Source organism: Priestia sp. MDV22-iso46 (assembly GCF_058629175.1).
Genome location: NZ_JBZVWT010000001.1, coordinates 226,814 through 248,320, shown reverse-complemented (window position 1 = coordinate 248,320; position 21,507 = coordinate 226,814). Strand labels below are relative to the sequence as shown.

Genomic DNA, 21,507 nt, shown 5'->3' with positions numbered 1-21,507 from the left:
ATACCATAAATAACTATACGAGGCTTAAGCATGCCTTTTAAGCAATTGGTCACAAAATAAAAAACATCTCTTTGGATGTCTTTACGTTACCTTTTATCTTACTTCGTCTTCTTCACCTTTTACATATTTAAAAAATGAATCAATCATTTCGTTTAAAAAATCATTGCGATCTTCAAAATTCATAATTTCTAAAAATTCCACAATATCCTTATCTAAGCTAATAGAAGCGGGAACATAAGCAGCCGCTTCCCTTCTTTGCGGGAATGGAATCACATTATTTTTCTTCTTCATAAAACACCGTCCTTTTTCTGTGCTTTACTAGTGTAAGCTTTCAAGGAACGATTTGCAAGTCCCTCTGATGTAAAATTTTATATAAACATTCTTCTGAAAAGACAGGGTATATCTTTAGCTACTCAAGTAGGATCATTTGACATTAGCTTTTCCATGTTCTGGCGTCATATTAATAATTCGCCGCTGTTTTCTCTTTTCCTTTTGGCATCTTTCAGCAAATTTAAACACAAATATTTTAAAAGAGGTTTTTATTTCCTTCGTATAGGCTAAAGAAAGGAAACAACATTTTTATATGGAGGGGTTACAAATGATTGCATTAACTGGGAAAGTTGCGCTTGTGACGGGAGCGGCGTCTGGAATTGGACGTGCTTCAGCCATTACATTAGCTGAACAAGGAGCGCGCGTTGCTCTTTTAGATTTAGAGGAAGAAAAATTACAAGAAGTAAAAGAGACCATCATGTCGAGCGGCGGAGAGTGTATAGCCATTAAAACAGACGTATCTGACTCTGAAAGTATAAAAGAGAGTATCGAAACGATCAGCAGCTTATGGAGTCAATTACATATTGTTTCTATTAACGCAGGCATCAACGGTACGTTCTCTTCTATTGAAGAACTATCACCAGAAGATTGGACAAAAACAATTGATACAAATTTAACAAGTACTTTTTTAACCGTAAAGCATTCTATTCCTTATTTGAAAGCTCAGGGAGGAAGCATTATTATTACTAGCTCGATTAACGGCAACCGTACATTTTCAAATATCGGCATGAGCGCATACAGTTCCTCAAAGGCTGGCCAAATGGCTTTCGGCAAAATGGCAGCTCTTGAACTTTCTACATACGGAATACGGGTAAACGTCATTTGCCCAGGAGCAGTTGATACAAATATTGAAAGCAATACATTCCGTCAAGAAGACAAATTAAAAGAAGTCGCGATTCCAATTGAATATCCAAATGGCAATCAGCCGCTTGCTAAACGCTCGGCTAAGCCCGAAGAAGTAGCAGATTTAATCTTCTTTTTAGCTTCTGACGCGTCCAAACATATTACCGGAAGTGAAATGTTTATTGATGGCGGAGAATCACTGCTGTAACGTACAAGCCCCTGCATCAACGTCAGGGGCTTATTTTTTTACTTTTATGAAAAACGTTTACTCCACCCGAAGCGGATATAATGCTGCCTGTAATCATATCTGAGTTTTCATCACAAAGAAACTCAATAATACGCGCAATGTCTTCTCCTGTCCCTGATCGACCGACAGGCGTTTCCTTGTCTTCTAGTAATCTTGCTGTTATGATATCATTTTCTTTCATGTCTCCCACAATATCTCCGGGACAGACCATATTGGCCGTAATCCCGTATTCGGCTACTTCTAGAGCAAGCGATTTGGTCAGAGAAGCTAGCCCTGACTTAGCGGCACTAAAAGCCGCACGGTACATCCATCCAGGGGTATGCTCTACATCTTGAAAACCGTATGTAATAACCCTTCCAAACTGCTGTTTTTTCATAACTGGAACAACAGCTTTTACAAAATGAAAAACGGAGCTTAAATTACCTTCCAGCATTTCATACCATTCACTGTCTGTGTACTCTATTAATTTTTTTCTTTCAAATACATACGGACCTGCATTATTAATTAAAACATCAATACGTCCAAATTGCTCCATAGCCTGCGCAACGACATGTTCAATATCTGCTTTATTCGTTATATCTCCTTCTACAAACTGTACGTTGTCTTTATATTGATGCCATTCTTCTTGCAGTTCTCGCACTTTATTTTTATCACTTCGAAAATGGACGGTAACGGAATACTGCTTTTTAAAAAACTGTTCTGTTACCTTCTTGCCAATACCTTTATGACCCGCTGTAATCAATGCATGTTTCATCTACCTTCACCTCTTTCACTCTACTTATCTACTATATATATTAGACAGTTCCTTAGTTTCTCCTTTACTAACAGAAAAAAGCCCTTGACTAAAGGGCTTTTCTGTTACGGTCTTAACAAAATTTTCCCTGTACTTTTCCGGCTTTCAAGCAGCTCATGTGCTTTTGCTCCGTCTTTTAAATCAAACACCACGGGATCGGTTAGCACAAGCTGACCTTTACTGATCCACTCAAACAGCTGCTGTGAACGTACTTTACGTTCTTCATATGACACAAGCACGTTCCACAAGTCTCCGCCTGTAAGCGTTTTAGAGGTATCCATCAGCATACGCGGGTCGACCGGGGCCGGATCGCCTCCTGCCATTCCGTAAAATACCACGGTTCCGCCTGTTTTTACGGCTTCAAAGCTTTTTTCTAGCGTAACTCCTACAGATTCGTAGGCAACATCTGCGCCTCGCTTCGTTACATCTTTCACTTGTTCCACCCAGTTATCTTCGTATAAAAAGACATAGTCAGCGCCTGCTTGAGCCGCTGCTTTTGCTTTTTCAGAAGATGACGTTAAGCCAATGACTTGTCCGCCTAATAGCTTGACAATTTGAACTAAAAGCTGACCTACGCCTCCAGCAGCTGCGTGAACAAGCACATAATCGCCAGGCTGAATGCCGTAGCTGTCTTGTGTTAAATAGTGCGCCGTTAACCCTTGTAAAAGCACAGAAGCAGCTGCGTCAAACGAAATATCATCGGGTACCGCAATGATTTTATCCTGTGGCACGGCAACAAGCTCTGCATTTGCAAAAGGGACGTCAGCAAAAGCAATACGGTCTCCTACGTTAACGTGACTTACTTCTGCTCCTACTTCTTCTACCACACCTGCTCCTTCATATCCTAAAATATACGGAGGTTTACCCGTTAAGTGGTAGTTCCCTTTTCTTCGGTACACATCAGCAAAATTAAGTCCAATTGCTTTTGTTCTTACTAGTACGTCTGTTGGACCAATAGAGGGGTTTGGTATATCTTGATAGTGAAGAACGTCAGGTCCTCCAAACCTTTCAAATACTAATGCTTTCATATATAAGTTACCTCGTTTTCTTTATGTATTCCCTTTCATCGTAATTCAAAGAGATAACAAACACAAGTTTCTGACTCAGCAGAAAAACGCCTTGTCTCTTGATGAGACAAGGCATTTTTTTAATTTGTTTGCACTACGATTTCTCGCATCGTTCGATTTTTTTGATAAGACGTATGAAAAGAAAAGGCTTTTTCAAGAACGTGCGGTGTTTGTCCGCCTCGCGTGAGCGCTTCTTCGTAATACGCCATAAGCTGGTCGCGGTACATTGGATGGGCACAATTTTCAATGATGCGCTTTGCACGTTCTCTTGGGGCGAGTCCGCGCAAGTCTGCGTATCCTTGCTCTGTTACAATCACATCCACATCGTGTTCCGTATGATCAACGTGCGAAACAAATGGCACTATACTTGAAATATCGCCGTTTTTAGCAATTGATTTTGTTACAAAAATACCAAGGCGCGCATTTCGGGCAAAATCCCCTGAACCTCCGATTCCGTTCATCATTTTTGTTCCCATCACATGCGTTGAATTAACGTTTCCGTAAATGTCTAGTTCTAGCGCAGTATTAATTGAAATCAGTCCTAAGCGACGAATGATTTCGGGATGGTTTGAAATTTCTTGCGGACGAAGAATCAGTTTATCTCGATAGGCTTCAAAATTAGAGAAAACTTGTTTCATTTTATCCGCTGAAAGCGTAATTGAGCAGCAGGAAGCAAACGTAACTTTTCCTGCGTCAAATAAATCAAACACGGCGTCCTGCAATACTTCTGAATACACCTCTAAATCATGAAACTCTGAATCTAACAAACCGTGGAAAACGGCATTTGCCACAGATCCAATTCCAGATTGTAAAGGAGCAAGCGATTCAGTTAATCGCCCTTCTTTAATTTCTTCACGTAAAAATGAAATCAAATTTTGAGCCATCACAACCGTTTCTTCGTCAGGTGCTACAATCGTAGACGGTGAATCTAGCTGATTTGTAAATACAATACCCTTTACTTTATCTAAATCAATTGGTATGCCTAACGAACCAATCCGGTCATCAGATTTTTTCAAAGGAATTGCATCTCGCTGTCCTTGAACGCCTGGGTCATACAGGTCGTGAATGCCTTCTAACAGCTCTGGCTGCGCTGTGTTAATTTCAATAATAATAGATTTTGCATGCTCGGCAAATACCATCGAATTTCCAATTGACGTTGTTGGAATCATCATTCCGTCATCCGTGATAGAAACCGCTTCCAAAATAGCGAAATCTATTGAATCTAACACGCCTGAACGCACCCATTCAGAAGTATGCGATAAATGTTGGTCAATAAACTGAAATTCACCTTCATTAATTTTTTTACGCATCGTCGGGTCCGCTTGAAACGGAAGGCGTTTGTTTAACATGCCTTTTTCTGCAAATAGCTTATCCACATCTGAGCCAAGTGAAGCACCGGTATACACGCTTACTTTTATCGGTTCTGTTTCCGCTCGTTTCGCTAGCGCAAACGGTACAGCTTTGACATCCCCCGCGCGTGTAAAACCGCTTAGACCAAGAGTCATTCCATCTTGAATCCAAGACGCTGCTTCTTCAGCAGAGACAACGCGATTCTTTAGTGCTTCATGCTTAATTCGACTGCAAACGTTTTCCATTCTGTTCACTCCTTGTTTTTGCTCTTTTTTACCATTTTACTGTAAAAAGAGCGTTCACAAGAGTTTTTGGAATGAAATGGACAAAAATAGAGATAAAACAGCATATTTGATGATAATTAAGCAAAATGACGGTTAAAACCCAAGCAGCTTTCGAAAATAGCTGGCGTACGACTGACTGACCGGAATTTTTTCTCCGTTGCTCATCACTAATAAAAAAGTTGAATGTGTATCAGGATAAATTTCTTGAATTTGCGTCACATTGACGATAAAGGAACGATGACAGCGCACAAACTCTTCTTTTGGAAGCACATAATCAAATTCATTTAACGTGTATTTATGCGTACCCGTATACTTCTGTGCGTACACATATGTTTTTCGGTCACGCGCTTCTACGTAGATGATTTTTGAGAAAGGAACCGGTATCCATCCCTCATTCACCTTTAACGTCACAACTGACTTTCCGCTCGTTAACGCGGGAAAAATCGCCGTCACGCACCCTTGAACCTCTCCTTCATCTAAAAAAGGCACGGCCATGCCGTAGTAAGGCGTGCCAAACACGTCTCGGTGAATAAATTCCGATACTTTTTGCTTTCGTTCTAATGCTTTATATGTAATCGTTCCTTTTTTGATTTGATCTCCAGGGCTAATTTTTAAATTAATTCGTTTGCTTGCCCGGTAATACACGTACGTTTCTAGATCTGAAACAGCAATCGACGCTTCATCAGAGAACAATTCGCTGATAACGTCTAATAATGCTGAAGCTTTAAATGGTTTCATCTTTTCACCTTCTTTTGTCTAGTCAAACACGCTGCTTCTTTATTGTAGCGCAAAAGCAAAAGCGAGTGGGAAAGAAGCATGGAATTTATCTTTTCAACTGTATAAAATTTCTATTTTTTCACAACATAAAACAATGAAATGAAGGAAGGGTGAAATGTATGGGCTATGCTGAATCGACGTTTCGAATCGCCTGTTCATTTTTTGTGCTGCTTCTTTTAACGCGGCTCATGGGAAAAACAGAAATCAGCCAGTTAAATGTATTTACATTTATTACGGCAATTACGATTGGTAATATCGCTTCTTCCCTCTCCACTGATGAGCGAGTAGAGATTGATAAAGGGGTTTATTCACTGCTAGGTTGGACATTTTTAACGATCGCTATGGGCTATATTGGAATGAAATCGAAAAAAGCACGGCATCTTATTACCGGCGAACCCAAAATTGTGATTAAGCAAGGAAAAGTGATGGAAAAGGCATTAAAACAAGTACGGCTAGATATTGAATCTCTTTTAGGCATGCTGAGGCAGCAAAACGTATTTTCCATAAAAGATGTAGAATACGCCATATTAGAAATCAACGGAAACCTTTCCGTTATGCAAAAACAAGATAAAAAGCCGAACTCGTGGTCAAAAACGCTTTTATTTCCCACTTCAATAGGCGTTATTTACGACGGAAAAGCGAATGAAGATGCGTTGAAGGACCTGCATTTAGATAACAATTGGCTTCATAAGCAGATTGAAAAAGCTGGAGTCAAATCAATTGATGAAGTGTTTTATGCTGAAGTTCAGTCAGACGGATCCCTTTATATTGACTATAAAAAAGACAAGTTTAACTCATAAAAAAATCCGTACCAAAAGGCACGGATTTTTTATTAGCTTGCTTTTTTCACACGATTTGTAATGGTATCTTCTTTTGGTGATGTTTTGCGAATAAAGAAGGCTAAAACAAACGCGATCACACTTAAAATCGTTGCGATCATAAACGCATCGTTAATGCCCATTGCCGTACCTTGATTCACGGCTTCAGTCATACTGCCTTTATCTGTCGGCAAAATTTGCTGATTCATCACGATGTTTTTCACGTGTTTTTCACCTTGATTCATCATAATGGAGACAAAGAACGCCATTCCTACAGCTCCAGCAACCATTCGAAGCGTATTAACCATCGCTGTGCCGTATTTATTTAAGCTAAGCGCAAGTTCATTTAACCCTGCTGTAAAGATTGGCATCATGAGCAGCGACATACCAAACATACGAACAGTATAAACAATCATTACATACATAAATGTTGTTGTCGTTTCAAGTTTTGTTAATTCATATGTTGTCACAACAGTAATCGCTAAACCAATAACAGCAAGCCATCTTGCGCCGAACTTATCAAACAGCCGTCCTGTAATCGGAGACATAATCCCCATTACAATTCCCCCTGGCAGTAACAGCAAGCCTGAAAGAAACGGTGAAAAACCGCGTACGTTTTGCATATAGATCGGCATTAAAATCATACCTGAAAACATTGCCATTGTCACAATCACGTTAATGATTGTTGTTAAAGTGAACATACGGTAACGGAAAATACGGAATTCAAGAAGCGGCTGATCGATTTTTAACTGACGGAAAATAAAGAACAGAATTGAAATACCGCCTACAATGAACATGGCTAGTACTTCAGTGCTGGTCCAGCCCTTTGTACCGCCCGTAGCGAACGCATACAGCAAGCCGCCAAATCCAATTGTTGATAAAATAACGCCAAGCACGTCTAGCTTAGGTCGGCTTGTTTCTGTCACGTTTTTCACTAAAATAATCGCCGCAATTACGTTAATAAGTGCAATTGGAAACATCATAAAGAATAAAACGCGCCATGAGTAGTGCTCAACTATTAAACCAGAAAGTGTCGGACCTACTGCTGGTGCGAAGTTCATCGCTACACCAAAAATTCCCATCGCAAAACCGCGTCGGTCAGGCGGGAATAACGTAAAGATAACGTTGGTAATTAACGGAAATAAAATCCCAGCTCCTGCTGCTTGCACGACGCGTCCCACTAAAATAACGGAAAATGTCGGTGCAATACCGCAAAGCAGTGTTCCTACTGTAAACAGACCCATTGCTGTAATATACAGCTGCCTTGTAGTAAATCGATTCATTAAAAATGCTGTAATTGGAATAACAATTCCGTTTACTAACATAAAGATGGTTGTTAACCAGTTGCCCGTAGCCGCCGTTACATGGAAATGATCCATCATTTGCGGAAGCGCAATGTTAATCAGCGTTTGATTTAAAAAAGCGACGAGCGCTCCCATTATCATTACGCCAAAAATAGACCGAGTTCGGGCTTGATCGGACTGTTGTGTTTGTGTATTCATTTTAACAAGACCTTTCCCTTTAAAATTATCTGTATGTAAATCTTCAGATGACAAACAGGTTAAGAATATATTTTATGTGTTCATTCTATTAATTTATGTCACGAATATTTAATGAACTTAATTATATACCGGATAAATATATCTGTTTCCGAAATATTTGTCAACAAATATGATCATTTTCGTAAAACTTTTCCATCAGTATATATAAAGTAGCATGCCCTTTAATGAAGAAAAAAATGAGAGCCCTTCAACGAAGGCTCTCATTTCCTTAAGAAATACTTATTTTAAGATTTGAACTTTTACTGTTTTTCTTCCCCATTTTAACGCTTCTTTTTGAGAAGGAAGAAGAACGTCAATTTTATTTCCTTTAATCGCACCGCCCGTATCAGCTGCGATTGCCGTGCCGTAACCTTCTACGTATACTTTTGAACCAAGTTTGATCACTTTTGGATCGACAGAAATCACTTTTTGATTTGGATTCTTTTTCAAGTCAATTCCAATCGCTGTTTTTCCGCTGCAGCCTTTGCAGTTCGCTGTGTACGCTGTTGCTGTTACTTTAAATTCTTTCACAACGTTTGAAGACTTCGCAGGCGCTGCTTTAGCAGGCGTGCTTGATTTTGCTTGAGATACTTTTAATACTTGTTTTGGATGAATGCTGTCTGACTTTAAGTTATTCCACTGTTTCAGCTGACTAACCGATACTTTATATGTCTTTGCAATTTTGTATAGCGAATCTCCGCTTTTTACTGTATATGTATTTGTTGCAGCTGATGCACCACTTGCCACTCCGAACAGTGACATTAGAACTAAACTGAACGTAATCATTGTCTTTTTCATGTAATTGATTTCCCCTTTATCTACCAATACATAAAAAATAACACATGAATATTACAGTTATATTTCAGTAACATGTCAATAGTTTGATAGTTTAGTTACAGTAAAAATAAATATTCTTCCTTTTAAACTAGTAAAATAATCACCTTCACACTTTAAAAACATACATATTTAGGCATATAACGGGGGTTTTACACACGTTTATACGTAATTGTTTCATTTGTAACATTCAACTGGTTCTAGAGGCTTATGCTTTATTTTAATTTGATTATTTAGAACATAGTTTATTTAAAAAAAATGAAATAAAGGATCTAATATAAATCACTTTTTACACCGCTGCTGATTTCCGTGCAAGACTTCGCTTTCCGCGGGCGGGCGATGAGCCTCCTCGTCGCTTACGCTCCTGCGGGGTCTCATCTGTTCCGCTATTCCCGCAGGAATCTTCGTCTTGCTCTCCAATCAACAGCTAGAAGCCACTACATACATGATTGTCATAACAATGAAAAAATCCGAACGAGTTTGATTCTCAATCAAGAATCAAACTCGTTCGGATTTTACTTCAATTAAAATACTGTGGTCCCAGCTTCTTTTATCTTTAAATTATAATGGTTACACTAATTTTCAATATGGCTGCCACTGAAGCATTTTAGCTGCCTCAAACCTTTTTTCTACATTCGGCCAGTAAACTATTTTCCACCAGTTGTCAACGTACGGATCACGTTCATTTTTGTACTGCAAATAATAAGCGTGTTCCCATACGTCTAATACAAGCAGCGGAATGGTGTCCCACTGCGTAAGCAGCTGATGACGCTCCGCTTGCAGAACTTCGAGCTTGCGCGAACGCGGGGACCATACTAAAATTGCCCACCCCACACCTTCTACTTTTTTAGCAGCTTGAGAAAAGTGCATCATAAATTTCTCATAGCTGCCAAAGTCTTTTTGAAGCTGCTGCAACAGCTGTCGTCTCGGTCTTCCTCCTCCTTCTGGACTCATAATTTCCCAAAAGATTGTATGCAGATAATGACCAGATCCATGAAAAGCAGCTTCCCGTTCCCAGTGTTTTATGAGGTCAAAATTATTTGTGTTACGGGCTTGCTGCAGCATGAGCTCTGCTTTATTTAATCCATCGACATAGCTTTGGTGATGCTTGCTGTGATGAAGACGCATAATTTCCCGGTTAATATACGGCTCAAGAGCTGAATAGCTATAGCCAAGCGGCGGCAGCTCGTGTCGTCCCGGCGCTATAGATTCCCGCTCCCTGCCGTCATCTCCAAGTCGCTCTTTTAAAACTTTATCAATATGCCGCACCGCATTGTTGATTTCTTCTAACGTATATTCGTTAACATCTTCTTCACTTAAATATTCAAGAACGTCTTCTTGCGTGCGCGTGATATATGACGTTATATCTACTTCTGTAATGGCTTCTTCAAATACAGGGTCACACACTTGTTCAAGCCAGGTCTGAACTTCCATCAAGTATCTTTTTCTCTCATCTTGATCGGCCATACTTCCCCTCCTTACACCTCATCTTCACTATCATATTCAAAAGAAAAAGCAACATAACTGCCTACTTGTATCTATTGAGTTAGAAAATTCGACATAAAAAAGGCAAAGGTTCCTTTACACTTGAACTCTTGCCTTTTTTCTTATATATTCTTTGCCATATTCACATAATCAATCGTTTCTTGCTTACTAACAGCCGCGTGCTTCAGCTTTGGATTGTAATAAAGGTCCACTTTTATATTATTGATTTCACAGCCGTCTGGCATATGCTGCAAATCCGTTAAAAATGGAAGCAAGTGATTGTTCATATCATATTCAAACGCCCCGTTTTGCAAATAATATATCTTTGGCACATAGTTAATATGGCTAAAAAACTTCACTACGTTGATTCGCTCACCGTATGAGACTATCACTTCCTCTTCTGTCAGGTTGGGATAAGATAAATTAAACACTTGCCGAACCGGCGTTTTCAGCCACTTTGTCAAGCAGGTCTGCGGATTATTAACAAGCGCTTTTGCTCCTTTTACGTACCCCGCCAAAAACATCGACATAAAGCCGCCGCCTGAAGATCCGTAAAACAGCACGTTAGACGAATTCACCTGCGCTTTTTTCATGAATTTTTCAATTAAAACCGCAATGTCTTTTAAATAAAAACGATTGCTCGTCCCTTGTCCCCACGCAAGCGACACTTTTCCTAAATAAAGCGTGGGGTCGTTGTAATAAATAATCGAATCTTCAAATTCATTCATCCACGAATGCCGCTGAAAATATGGAGGTCCTGCCGGCATTTCCTGACTTGCTCCTCCGCCTGAACCAAACACAAGCAAATGCGAAGACTCTTTTTTTAATCTGACTAAAAACTCAAACAGCACTCCGTTCCACTCGATCGCCACTAAAACAGGCTTATCAAATGGCAGCTGAAGTTCATCTATCTTATCATACGTACTATTTATTTTTTCATATTGATCAAGCAACAGCTCTGCAACTCACTTTCCTTAAAATGATACGTCATATGTGTCTGACATTGATCATGGTTCTGTGAAAAAAGAACCTGTCACAGTATATGAAAACCAGCGGACAAATGATTGTACACCTTATCCAAAAGAGGCCGTTGCCTACATCTTCCTGGGCTTCTGTCACGAAATAAAACTCTCCACATACGATACAGCATCATAAAAAATTCAAGGATAGGAGCTGGAGACCCTTGTCAACGTCCTATATGGATTATAATAATCCGAACGTACAATACTTCTCTGATGTAAATAAAAACAGACTTAATACGCGAAATGATCAAAATTACATTAACCGATTAGGCCGGGATGTGCTCAATACATTAGGAAACGTATCATTGCTCGATATTTACTTAAGCGAAAGCCGCGTGGTCGAACCGCACTATCATCAAAATGCCTCGGAGCTTGTCTACTGCATTTCAGGATCAGCCGTCGTTTCATTAATCAACCCGTTTAACAATGAAGTGACAAATATTCCAATTGCTCCGGGGCAAGTAGCCAATATCCCTCAAGGCTGGTGGCACTGGGAAATTGCGTCTGAAGACAATACGCATTTACTTGCCATTTTTGACGCTCCGTATCCGGAATACATTTTTGGATCGGATATTTTAAATAAGACGCCTATTGAAGTACTTGCTCATACGTACTGCTTAGATCCGGAGCAGCTAAAGAAAACGCTGGCTCCGTTAAAGAATCAAACTATCGTGATTGGACCAACGGACGAATGCGTAGAAAAAGGGCCTTACAAACAGAAAAAACAAGCAGGCTCCGCTAGCCACGAGACGCCTCCTTATAAGTATCCTCCGCCTCAGAATCCTTATTACTCCCCTCAAAACCCCTATTACTATCGATATTGGTAAAGACAAGAAAACCCCGCTGCCAATGCAACGGGGTTTCTTAACGAATACATAACATTATTGTTCTTCTATATACGTGCTATGAAAGGCTGCTTCAATATATGCAACTTGGAAATGATAATGTCCAATTAAATATTTCACAATGTCCACCTGGTCGATTTTGCCGGGCTTATCGACCATCGCTTCTTTTACCATTTCTTCGAATGTACCTTGATCAAACTGTTCTTCATGGACAACAATTGTCTCAGAGTACATTTCGTCTTGTCCTTCTGAAATGCGATAGTAATACAATTTTTTCACCTCGATTTGTCTTAAGTGTATGTATACCCTTAACTAATCATTTTAAAACATTTTTTCAGCGTTCTTTTTCCGCTGTACGATAGGCTGCGGCTTTTGCTTTCACAAGCAGCCTTGTAACCCAGTACGCCACTAGCGTTATTCCTATATCAATAAGGAAAATATAAAACAAACTCATTCCTTTTCTTGAATCAATAAATTTAAAATGATGTTCAAGAGGCGCCAGTCCAAACGAAAAAACAGCGCTCAAAAGAATTGTACACAGATAAAAATTCTTTTGATGATTTGTACAATATTGATAAAGCAGCAGAAATCCTACCGGCAAAATAGAAGCCGTAATATTTGTTGCGTTCGGAAGCAGAGGCGTTAAGAAAAATGTATGCGTCAAATAACCGCTTCGTCCAAGTGCAATATCAATATATGCCCAAAGCATATGCACTGTGTAACCGAAGAAAAACACCTCAAAAATCCGCATCCGGTCTACGGTAAAATACAACAACACAAGAGGAAGAACGAGCGAAGCAAGCACCACCCAAAACTGCCAGTTTCCAAAATCTGAATACTGATGCCAATACGACGATAATAACTCCTGCAGCTTATCGCTTTGTTCATATATGTTTCCCCAGTATCGTTCATAACTCACTGAAGTAACCTCCTATATAGAGTCTCTGCTTATGTATGTACGAATAAGCTCCATTTTATACAGAGAAACACGGGAAGCGGCCATTTATTGCTTGCCATCACCTAAATACGTCACCGGGAGTTCATGCTCAATGACTTTACTTGCTTTTCGATTAACAGCATACGCTTTTGCTGTTGGTCTTGAGCTAACTGATGCGGATAGCTTCTCATCTTTAAAATGCAGCGCGACTCCATCATCTACAGCATAGCCTTCTTTCATTTCCCCGCTTGCAATTAATTCATGATACGAAGGTCTTCGATTGCTTTCTCCGTCATAGTGAGGACAGTTGCTTCCCGTTAAAAACCCTAAACAGTCGATTTTAGACAGTTTGTTGTTCATTGAATCGGTGACGCCTTCTTCAAACCAGCAAATTGAACCTGCGCTTATTCCTGCCAAAATAATTCCTTTTTTATAAGCTGCTTTTAAAATCGTATCCAGTCCCCATTCTTTCCATAAAAGAAGCATATTCCTTGTATTACCGCCGCCTATATACAAAATATCTTGCTGCAGTACATATGCTTTTAAATCTATAAAGTTTTGAGAAAACAGCGATAAATGAGACGGTGTGCATATTAACTTCTCAAACGCTTCATAAAACCTTTCTACATAATTATCCGCATCTCCGCTTGCTGTAGCGATAAAGCAGATCTTTGGTACGTTCGTATGAGCTTGTGAAAGTATGTATTGATCCAGCAGCAAATTATCCGGCTCCATTGAAAAGCCTCCGCCTCCCATGGCTATAATTTGTCTCATTTCCATCCTTCCTTTCAAAAAAGGTCATAGATAAAAGGTAAATTCATACTATTTCTCATCGATGACTTTCCGTATAATGGAAGAGTGACAAAAAGGTGGTGCAAAGCTTTTGAAAATAGTACGAACCCTTTTACTAATACTAGGCATTTTTATTATCTTGTTTTGTATCTTTGGCTATATCGATTATAACGGTCAAAAAATGGATTTAGGAGCCAAACAAGAAAAAGACATCCCATCTTCCATTAACACTGACGGGGGAACTATTACGCTATCTGCTGTCAGTAAAAAATACGATAAAACGCAGTTTGGCTTTTTTGTTATTCAAAACAATTCGACGCATACCTTAACGATTCCTTACGAAAATACGGCGGATCACTTAAAAGACGGCAAGTGGTACAAAGTTGTGCTAAACGGATTAGAGTTCCCTGATAAAACTGTCATGCTGAAGCCAGGGAAATCACTCAAACTAGATATCGCAACTCCTAACTACAAGGTAGGAAAATACCGTTTTGTGGAGCACTTTAAAGATGAAAACGGAAAAGAGTATGTGTTAGCGGCTCCTTTTGAAATTGTTTGGCCGAGCCTTAAGAATGTTCTCGGGCAGTTTGATTAAAGGTAAAAGAGAGATTTAGAAATACCGAAATTCATCTCACCTAAAGACGAACAAATCGGGTGAATGATTAGTATGAATTGCTTGTTATCCCGCTGTTGATTTCCGTGCAAGACTTCGCTTTCCGCGGGCGGCCGGTGAGCCTCCTCGTCGCTGATGCTCCTGCGGGGTCTCACCTGTTCTGCTTTTCTCGCAGGAGTCTTCGTCTTGCCCTCCAATCCACAGCTAGAAGCAGCTACATTCACTATAAAAACAGAAAAAACGAACGGTTAATCGATAAACCGTTCATACATTACTTCAACTTATCTTTGCCTATCTTTATCAGATCTGATTTAAAATACGAAGCGTAACTTGCTTTGTTCCGACTTTTACCGTCTCTCCGTTTTTGATGGCTTCTTTCACACTGAGACTGTGCAGCAGAAGATTTTCTTGAAGCAGCGTTTCAAACTTCTCGACAGCTTTCTGCACTTCTTCGTCTCCGCTAAGCTCCAAATCGATACGTAAATTCACGGGTAAATCCAGCTTTTTACGATAGTCTTGAACCGCTCGAATTACTTCACGAGCGACTCCTTCCTGCACGAGTTCTTCAGTTAACGCAGTATCCAACACCGCAGTATACGTCCCGTTTGATGCAACCGCAAAACCTTCTTTTGGCACTTTTTCAACGAGTACGTCTGCCGTTTCAAGCGTTAGGTTTTCTCCTGAAGCAAGCGTAACACTCAGCTTGCCTTGTTCAACAAACTCTTTTCCTTGCTCTTCTGAAAGGTTTTTTAACACTTGGTTGACCTCATTCACTTGTTTTCCAAACTTTGGCCCCGCCTGTTTAAAATCCAGTTTTAATACGTATGAAACAAGCTTGTCGTCATCTTGCTCCACGTTAAAGTTCTTCACATTAAGCTCATCTTTGATGACATCACGGTACACTTCCCACTCTACATCTTCTTCCGTTACCACAAGCGAAAGACTTTGCAGAGGCTGCTTTACTTTTAACGAATGCGTATTTCGGATGCTTCGGCCTAGTTCAACTACTTGCAGTACCGCTGCCATTTCTTTTTCCAGCTTTTCATTCACTTTGGTTTGATCATACACAGGATAGTCTGCCAAATGAACGCTTTTTCCTGTCAGATTTTCATGAATATCATCCGCAACAAACGGCGTAAACGGTGCTAACAGCTGACTAAGCGTGACTAACACTTCATGAAGCGTATCGTAAGCCCCTGCTTTTTCTCCGTCCATCCCTTCTGACCAAAAGCGGTCGCGTGAACGTCGTACATACCAGTTGCTTAGCTCTTCAATAAATGCCGCGATTTCACGAGCGGCGCTTGTAAACCCGTAATCTTCAAGATGTACTGTTGCTCGCTTAACCGTGCTGTGCAAACGTGAAAGAATCCACTCATCCAATTTTGTTTTTTTCAATTCATACGTTTGCTCGGGATTATAGCCGTCAAGCTTAGCGTACAGCACGTAAAAGCCGTACACGTTCACGAGCGTATCGATGACTTTTGACTTCGCTTCTTGCACAACGCGCTCTGAAAATTTCTTCGGATTCCAAGGCGCACTGTCTGCTAAAAGCGCCCATCTAAGGGCATCGGCACCAAATGTATGAATAAGATCAACAGGATCTAGCGCATTTCCTTTACTTTTAGACATCTTTTGACCGTTTTCATCTAACACGTGCCCAAGAGACAAAACGCGCTTATAAGGTGCCTTTCCTGTAAACAGCGTTGAAACTGCCATCAAGCTGTAAAACCAGCCCCGCGTTTGATCAATTCCTTCTGCGATGACGTCTGCTGGAAACTGCTTTTGAAACAGCTCGTTGTTTTCAAACGGATAGTGATACTGCGCAAACGGCATCGAGCCGCTGTCAAACCAAACGTCAATTACTTCCGGCGTTCGCTTCATTTCTCCGCTGCAGACCGGACACGTCAGCTGCACGTCATCTACATAAGGCTTATGAAGTTCAATGCTGTCATCCACAGAATGAGACGCATGATTTTGCAGCTCTTTGATGCTTTTCGGGGCTACTTGATGCTGACATTTCCCGCATTCCCATACGTTCAGCGGCGTTCCCCAGTAGCGTTTTCTGCTGATATTCCAGTCCACCATATTTTCTAAAAAGTTGCCAAAGCGACCGTGTTTGATATGATCCGGGTACCACGTCACGCTTTCATTGTTTTTCAAAAACTGTTCCTTCAACGCCGTCGTTTGGATAAACCAGCTTTCATTTGCGTAATAAAGAAGCGGCGAGTCGCATCTCCAGCAAAACGGATAGCTATGCTCATGCTTTTCTTTATGATACAGCACGTCTTGATTCGCTAAATAACGCACGATATCAACGTCGCAGTCCTTCACAAAACGTCCTTGAAACGGCGGCACTTCAGCCGTGTACTGTCCTTTTTCATCCACCACGTTCACAAACGAAAAGCCGTTTTCTTTTACCACTCTGTAATCATCTTCGCCGTAAGCAGGTGCTAAATGAACAACGCCCGTTCCGCTTTGGTCCGTTACGTAATCAGCCGTCACCACTTCATGCCCTTTTTCAACGTTCACAAAATTAAACGGCGGCTCATAAGCCATCCCTTTTAACTCGTTTCCTTTATGTTGAGATAAGACGGTATACTCTCCTTTTAACACTTTGTCCGCGAGCGCTTCTGCCACTATATACACGCTGCCGCCTTGCTCAGCGCGAACGTAGTTCATCTCTTCATGCACCGCAAGCGCCACGTTTGACGGCAGCGTCCAAGGTGTTGTTGTCCAGCCTAGAAAATACTCATTATCGCGGTTTTTCACTTTAAATTTCACCGTTACCGTTAAATCTTTTACATCTTTATACCCTTGCGCTACTTCATGCGAACTCAGCGACGTTTGACAGCTCGGGCAGTAAGGTGATACGCGGTGGCCTTTATAAAGAAGTCCTTTATCATGAATCGTGCCAAGCACGTTCCATACACTTTCAATGTATGAATTCTCCAAGGTGATGTAAGGGTCTTCCATATCAACCCAATAGCCAAGCTGCTCCGTGAACGTGCGCCACTGCTTTTCATACACAAACACACTTTCCTTACACTTGTTGATAAAAGCTTCTACGCCGTATTTTTCAATGTCATGCTTCCCTGATATTCCGAGCTGCTTTTCTACACCGAGCTCCACCGGCAGTCCGTGCGTATCCCAGCCTGCTTTTCGAATCACTTGATGCCCTGTCATCGTCTTATAACGAGCCACCACGTCTTTAATCGTCCGGCCTAGCGCGTGCCCAACGTGAGGCAAACCGTTTGCTGTAGGAGGCCCTTCATAAAATACAAACGAAGGATGCCCTTCTCGATTTTGAACCGACTGCTGAAACACATTTCCTTTTTGCCACTGCTGCTGGATACGCTGTTCGCGCTCTTGCGAAGACTCCCTTACATTCACTTCTTTCATGTGATACCACTCCTTTTAAAGTTAAAAGCACACAAAGAAACCCGTCCCTATGACTAGGGACGGGTATTAAACCGCGGTACCACCCTGGCTTCTATTGATCCGTTCATCAATAGCACTCAGCAACGTACAATCATACGCGTTCTTTTTAACGGTAGACTACCGTTCAAACTTACTTATCGTTCAGTTTGACTTCTCAGAGAGGATATTCCCCTGCGGCTTGAACACCGGCTTTCAGCTATCACCGGCTCTCTGTGGAACAAACTTGCAGCGTACTGATTCTCTTCAACGAATTTGTGTGCTTTTATTAGTAGCTATTGTATGCGTTTTGGAAGGGAATGTCAATGTTTATGATATTTATGTATGTTTCTCCTTATAATATAGTCGTCCAATGATAAAATAACCGCTTACTGCTGTTTGCTACAATATTTTCTGCCTTTTTCACGCTCTCAGGAAAAGAAAAGGAAATATACACAAAAAACCACCTCATTTAAGGTGGGTATTATTTGGCTCTCCGACTTGAAAGACGCTCTTTAAAACCAGTTAATAAGCGGCGGGATGCTTTGAGGGAAATGAAATAGATTGTATGGATCATATGCTCGTTTCACTTCTCGAAGCTTTTTAAAATTCTCTCCATAATACGCCGTTGGCCAATCTCTGATGAACCGGTCCGGCCAGTTCACATAATCTCCAGTTGTATATCTCGATAAAGCATTCCTTAATTCTTCAATCCACCGAATGTTTGCTCGCTCTTCTGAAGGATGGCTCTATATAGCAAGGTACTCCTGTGCGATAATAGCATCTCTATAATAGAAGGCCGTTTCATTAGAGGCAACTTCCTCTACTGCTCCTCCAAGAGACTGATGCCAAATACTAGATTTTTCATTTGGAGCATTTTCTAAAAAATGCTTCATTGTTAAAATAGCGTCTTTTGGAAAAGGTTTATTAAGAAAAGAACCTGACCTTTTCCGAGGGTCGGGTTGGTTTCCGCTCGGATCGTCAAAAAATTGCACAGCTTCAATATATGAAACTTCCTTTATTACTACTTTTTTAGGACAACCAGCATCTATTAAAGGCTGCAGAAGTTCCTTCAACTTGAATGATGAACCAACGAATTCACCTTGAGCGATAATCTGATTTGCTTCTTTCGATTTTAACTCGATTTCCGAAGTTAAGCGCTTATCGGTATTCGTGGCCCAGTGCTGCCATGCATCAAAAGCAGCTTCAAAATCTTCCCATTCCCATGTAATAGAGAAGATTGACACCTTTGAGATAGGCTGCACCTTAAAGGTAAGAGACGTAACAATACCAAAGTTTCCGCCCCCACCCCCACAACAAGCCCAAAAGAGATCACTATTGTGACTTTTATTTGCCTTAATGAGTTCAACTTCTCTCTGTTCGTTGACTATTGCCATTTCAACTTCAAGCAAATTATCACAAGTAAGCCCAAACAGCCTTGATAACATCCCAATTCCTCCGCCAAGTACAAGGCCTACAAGACCAACACTGCTTTCCGTTCCTGCAGGGATAGTCGTTCCCTTTTTCCATAATTCATTATATACTTTCCCTAGATTAGCTCCTGCTTCTATTTTCGCTGTCATGTCTTTAGAGTTGAACGTGATTCTATCCATTTCACTGACATCAATCACTAATCCACCGTTTACTAGTGAAAAATTTTCATAGCTATGCCTGCCGCTCCTTATTCGAAATGGGACATGATTCACCTTTACCCACTTCAATGCATTTAATACATCGTTTGTATTCTGACAAAATACAATTATTCTCGGAAATTTAGGCACACCTAAATTATTATTTGTTCTAGCCTGTTCATATTCCGCATCATCAGGTGTAACGATTCGTCCAGTAAGCTTTGTTTCCTCTACGATATAACCCCTTTCTCACATAATACAGATAAGATGCTATATCCTATGAATTTTCTTCAAAAAAGACACACAGTTTAAAGGGAAGAAATAGAGAGTAGAAAACTTACTGGAGGGGTTCTGGATAAGTGTGCTAATTTATTTTTGACGTGATAACTTTCGTGTTGTAGATTAGCCTGCTTCTTTGCAGTACCATAACAAGTATATTAACTATTAAATTATTACTTTTTAATTCTATATTATCTTTAATTAAGATTAACGCCTTTTGCTTCAAGCCTTTTTGAAGTTTGTACTTTCTAACTTTCTCATCACCCATTATAAACAGAGTATGTGCATATTAAATGCCCACACTGCCAATCAAACGTATCCTCCTCCTATCCTCGTTATATTTTTATATACTGACGAAGCCTTTACTCTAATATTCACCTACATAATCCAGCTCCTAACGAATTAGTAAAAGAGATACTCATACCTCTCCAACACATCAAATAAACATATACAGAATGATAACTCTGATGGGATTCGAAAGGAGAAATCACCTTTGACAAAATATCGGATTATGACCTTTGATGGAGGCGGTACTTTAGGTGCTTTAAGTTTACAGCTTTTGAATAGATTGGCTCATCAAAACCCCAAGTTAATTAGTGAAACCAATGTTTTTTCAGGAAATTCAATTGGTTCATTCACTGCTCTTGCACTTGCAAGCGGAAGATCACCAGAAGAGACGTTTCAGTTTTTCAAAGATCACATCTTACCGGCGTTCAGCGTTTCCCGACCGGGCGGACCTGTTTTTAACCAACAACTACCCTATTCTGGTTTTATTAAAGCCATACGAACGTTTTTCCCCCGAGACCTTCGCCTTAGAGACTTAAAGAAACGAATTGTTGTGCCATCCTTTCACTTATTTTCACCGGAGCTGAATCGTTGGAATCCTGTGTTATTTCACAACTTTCCAGGTTCTCCTTATCTTAATGAAAAAGCGAGTGACGTAATACTTAGGAGCAGCGCTGCACCCGCGACGCAAAGAGCTTATCAAAACTACGTGGATGGGTATACGGTAGCAACTAACACCAGTACAGCTAGTATCGCGTTTGCAGTAGGGAAAGCAAAGCAGCCGTTGGATCAAATTGCCGTATTATCCATCGGAACAGGTGAGCAGCCAACTCAATTAAGAAAAGATACGAAGGGATGGGGAATGGTTAGTGCCGATAACATACGACCTGAAGATATGGAGGATCTTCCGCCAAATTGGGGGGTACTTTTAGACCGGTCTCCTAATGAGCCGTTGCTGCCGTTTCTTCAGATTATCTCTGGTGGATCAAGCTACTACGAATCTATGGTCAGCTCTGAGCTTTTAGGCAATCAGTTTTTTAGGTTAAATCCGCGGATTCCTAATTTTTCTAAAACAGATCCTTCGGTGGTGCCCGCTCTCATTTCAATTGCTAACAAAACTAATTTACGACCTGTATTTCAATTTATCGAGAAAAACTGGTGTTAATACAATTGTCCTATTAATTCCAGTTTTTCGTTTTTATTGCAAGCACTTGGGCTTTTTACTAGCAACTTAGATTTTATAGAGGGCAATCTCACTATGTTTCTATAAACGAAAAAAATAAAATGGATGTTACAAAAGAAAATATCCAGCTAAAAAAC

The 21,507-nt window shown here is 40.4% G+C and carries 19 protein-coding genes, 1 pseudogene and 1 other annotated feature; of the genes and pseudogenes, 5 read left to right on the top strand and 15 right to left on the bottom strand.

Going from position 1 to position 21,507, the window contains the following annotated elements; all coding sequences use genetic code 11:
- Window positions 1-93: 93 nt before the first annotated feature.
- The gene (locus AC4NPH_RS01295; protein ID WP_013057412.1) at window positions 94-291 is read right to left on the bottom strand and encodes a hypothetical protein; all 198 of its coding nucleotides are present in this window, start codon (window positions 289-291) and stop codon (window positions 94-96) included.
- A gap of 307 nt (window positions 292-598) precedes the next feature.
- On the opposite strand from AC4NPH_RS01295, the gene AC4NPH_RS01290 reads away from it, so the two are divergent.
- Complete coding sequence (locus AC4NPH_RS01290; protein ID WP_013057413.1) at window positions 599-1,381, top strand: SDR family oxidoreductase; 783 nt, start codon at window positions 599-601, stop codon at window positions 1,379-1,381.
- Window positions 1,382-1,403: 22 nt separating this feature from the next.
- Here the strand turns inward: AC4NPH_RS01290 and AC4NPH_RS01285 are convergent, their stop codons facing one another.
- From AC4NPH_RS01285 to AC4NPH_RS01270, 4 genes are all read right to left on the bottom strand, one after another.
- Window positions 1,404-2,174 carry an SDR family oxidoreductase gene (locus tag AC4NPH_RS01285; protein WP_098196592.1) on the bottom strand — a complete coding sequence of 257 codons (771 nt, stop codon included), beginning with the start codon at window positions 2,172-2,174 and terminating at the stop codon, window positions 1,404-1,406.
- 104 nt (window positions 2,175-2,278) lie between these two features.
- Window positions 2,279-3,241, bottom strand: coding sequence for a quinone oxidoreductase family protein (locus AC4NPH_RS01280; protein ID WP_098196593.1), 963 nt, complete (start codon window positions 3,239-3,241; stop codon window positions 2,279-2,281).
- A gap of 119 nt (window positions 3,242-3,360) precedes the next feature.
- On the bottom strand, window positions 3,361-4,875 hold the full coding sequence (gene scpC, locus AC4NPH_RS01275) for a succinyl-CoA:acetate CoA-transferase ScpC (protein ID WP_013057416.1): 1,515 nt from the start codon (window positions 4,873-4,875) through the stop codon (window positions 3,361-3,363).
- Window positions 4,876-5,007: 132 nt separating this feature from the next.
- A complete protein-coding gene (locus AC4NPH_RS01270; RefSeq protein ID WP_053487354.1) occupies window positions 5,008-5,652 on the bottom strand; it encodes a LytTR family DNA-binding domain-containing protein in 645 nt (214 codons plus the stop codon).
- 158 nt (window positions 5,653-5,810) lie between these two features.
- Between AC4NPH_RS01270 and AC4NPH_RS01265 the strand changes: the two genes are divergently transcribed.
- Window positions 5,811-6,491, top strand: a complete 681-nt coding sequence (locus AC4NPH_RS01265; protein WP_013057418.1) for a YetF domain-containing protein — start codon at window positions 5,811-5,813, stop codon at window positions 6,489-6,491.
- A 32-nt stretch (window positions 6,492-6,523) separates the two neighbouring features.
- Here the strand turns inward: AC4NPH_RS01265 and AC4NPH_RS01260 are convergent, their stop codons facing one another.
- From AC4NPH_RS01260 to AC4NPH_RS01240, 5 genes are all read right to left on the bottom strand, one after another.
- The gene (locus AC4NPH_RS01260; RefSeq protein ID WP_041816573.1) at window positions 6,524-8,011 is read right to left on the bottom strand and encodes a DHA2 family efflux MFS transporter permease subunit; all 1,488 of its coding nucleotides are present in this window, start codon (window positions 8,009-8,011) and stop codon (window positions 6,524-6,526) included.
- 279 nt (window positions 8,012-8,290) lie between these two features.
- The gene (locus tag AC4NPH_RS01255) at window positions 8,291-8,848 is read right to left on the bottom strand and encodes a 3D domain-containing protein (protein ID WP_013057420.1); all 558 of its coding nucleotides are present in this window, start codon (window positions 8,846-8,848) and stop codon (window positions 8,291-8,293) included.
- 325 nt (window positions 8,849-9,173) lie between these two features.
- Window positions 9,174-9,308, bottom strand: a complete 135-nt coding sequence (locus AC4NPH_RS01250; RefSeq protein ID WP_013057421.1) for a hypothetical protein — start codon at window positions 9,306-9,308, stop codon at window positions 9,174-9,176.
- Window positions 9,309-9,466: 158 nt separating this feature from the next.
- Window positions 9,467-10,351 carry a superoxide dismutase gene (locus AC4NPH_RS01245; protein WP_098314995.1) on the bottom strand — a complete coding sequence of 295 codons (885 nt, stop codon included), beginning with the start codon at window positions 10,349-10,351 and terminating at the stop codon, window positions 9,467-9,469.
- Between the two features lie 140 nt (window positions 10,352-10,491).
- Complete coding sequence (locus tag AC4NPH_RS01240) at window positions 10,492-11,322, bottom strand: hypothetical protein (protein WP_057273340.1); 831 nt, start codon at window positions 11,320-11,322, stop codon at window positions 10,492-10,494.
- A 230-nt stretch (window positions 11,323-11,552) separates the two neighbouring features.
- Here AC4NPH_RS01240 and AC4NPH_RS01235 point away from each other — a divergent pair, with 230 nt between their 5' ends.
- Window positions 11,553-12,218 carry a cupin domain-containing protein gene (locus tag AC4NPH_RS01235; RefSeq protein ID WP_098314997.1) on the top strand — a complete coding sequence of 222 codons (666 nt, stop codon included), beginning with the start codon at window positions 11,553-11,555 and terminating at the stop codon, window positions 12,216-12,218.
- A gap of 54 nt (window positions 12,219-12,272) precedes the next feature.
- On the opposite strand, the gene AC4NPH_RS01230 is transcribed toward AC4NPH_RS01235, so the two are convergent.
- The 3 genes from AC4NPH_RS01230 to AC4NPH_RS01220 form a co-directional block, all read right to left on the bottom strand.
- Window positions 12,273-12,515: a hypothetical protein gene (locus tag AC4NPH_RS01230; RefSeq protein ID WP_223268895.1), complete on the bottom strand. Its 243-nt coding sequence runs from the start codon at window positions 12,513-12,515 to the stop codon at window positions 12,273-12,275.
- Between the two features lie 55 nt (window positions 12,516-12,570).
- Entirely contained in the window at window positions 12,571-13,155 is a 585-nt protein-coding gene (locus AC4NPH_RS01225) for a hypothetical protein (RefSeq protein WP_098314998.1), read from the bottom strand.
- Between the two features lie 84 nt (window positions 13,156-13,239).
- The gene (locus AC4NPH_RS01220) at window positions 13,240-13,947 is read right to left on the bottom strand and encodes a Type 1 glutamine amidotransferase-like domain-containing protein (protein WP_098196597.1); all 708 of its coding nucleotides are present in this window, start codon (window positions 13,945-13,947) and stop codon (window positions 13,240-13,242) included.
- A gap of 109 nt (window positions 13,948-14,056) precedes the next feature.
- Here AC4NPH_RS01220 and AC4NPH_RS01215 point away from each other — a divergent pair, with 109 nt between their 5' ends.
- Complete coding sequence (locus AC4NPH_RS01215; RefSeq protein ID WP_098196598.1) at window positions 14,057-14,560, top strand: immunoglobulin-like domain-containing protein; 504 nt, start codon at window positions 14,057-14,059, stop codon at window positions 14,558-14,560.
- A gap of 318 nt (window positions 14,561-14,878) precedes the next feature.
- Here AC4NPH_RS01215 and ileS read toward each other — a convergent pair whose 3' ends face one another.
- Window positions 14,879-17,977 (bottom strand): isoleucine--tRNA ligase, encoded by a 3,099-nt coding sequence (gene ileS, locus AC4NPH_RS01210; protein WP_098314999.1) that lies wholly within the window; start codon window positions 17,975-17,977, stop codon window positions 14,879-14,881.
- Between the two features lie 52 nt (window positions 17,978-18,029).
- Window positions 18,030-18,272: a binding site (T-box leader), on the bottom strand.
- Between the two features lie 235 nt (window positions 18,273-18,507).
- A pseudogene (locus tag AC4NPH_RS01205) lies at window positions 18,508-19,860 on the bottom strand (FAD-binding oxidoreductase).
- Window positions 19,861-20,395: 535 nt separating this feature from the next.
- Between AC4NPH_RS01205 and cotR the strand changes: the two are divergent.
- Window positions 20,396-21,352 carry a sporulation hydrolase CotR gene (gene cotR / locus AC4NPH_RS01200; protein ID WP_098315000.1) on the top strand — a complete coding sequence of 319 codons (957 nt, stop codon included), beginning with the start codon at window positions 20,396-20,398 and terminating at the stop codon, window positions 21,350-21,352.
- Window positions 21,353-21,507: the final 155 nt, after the last annotated feature.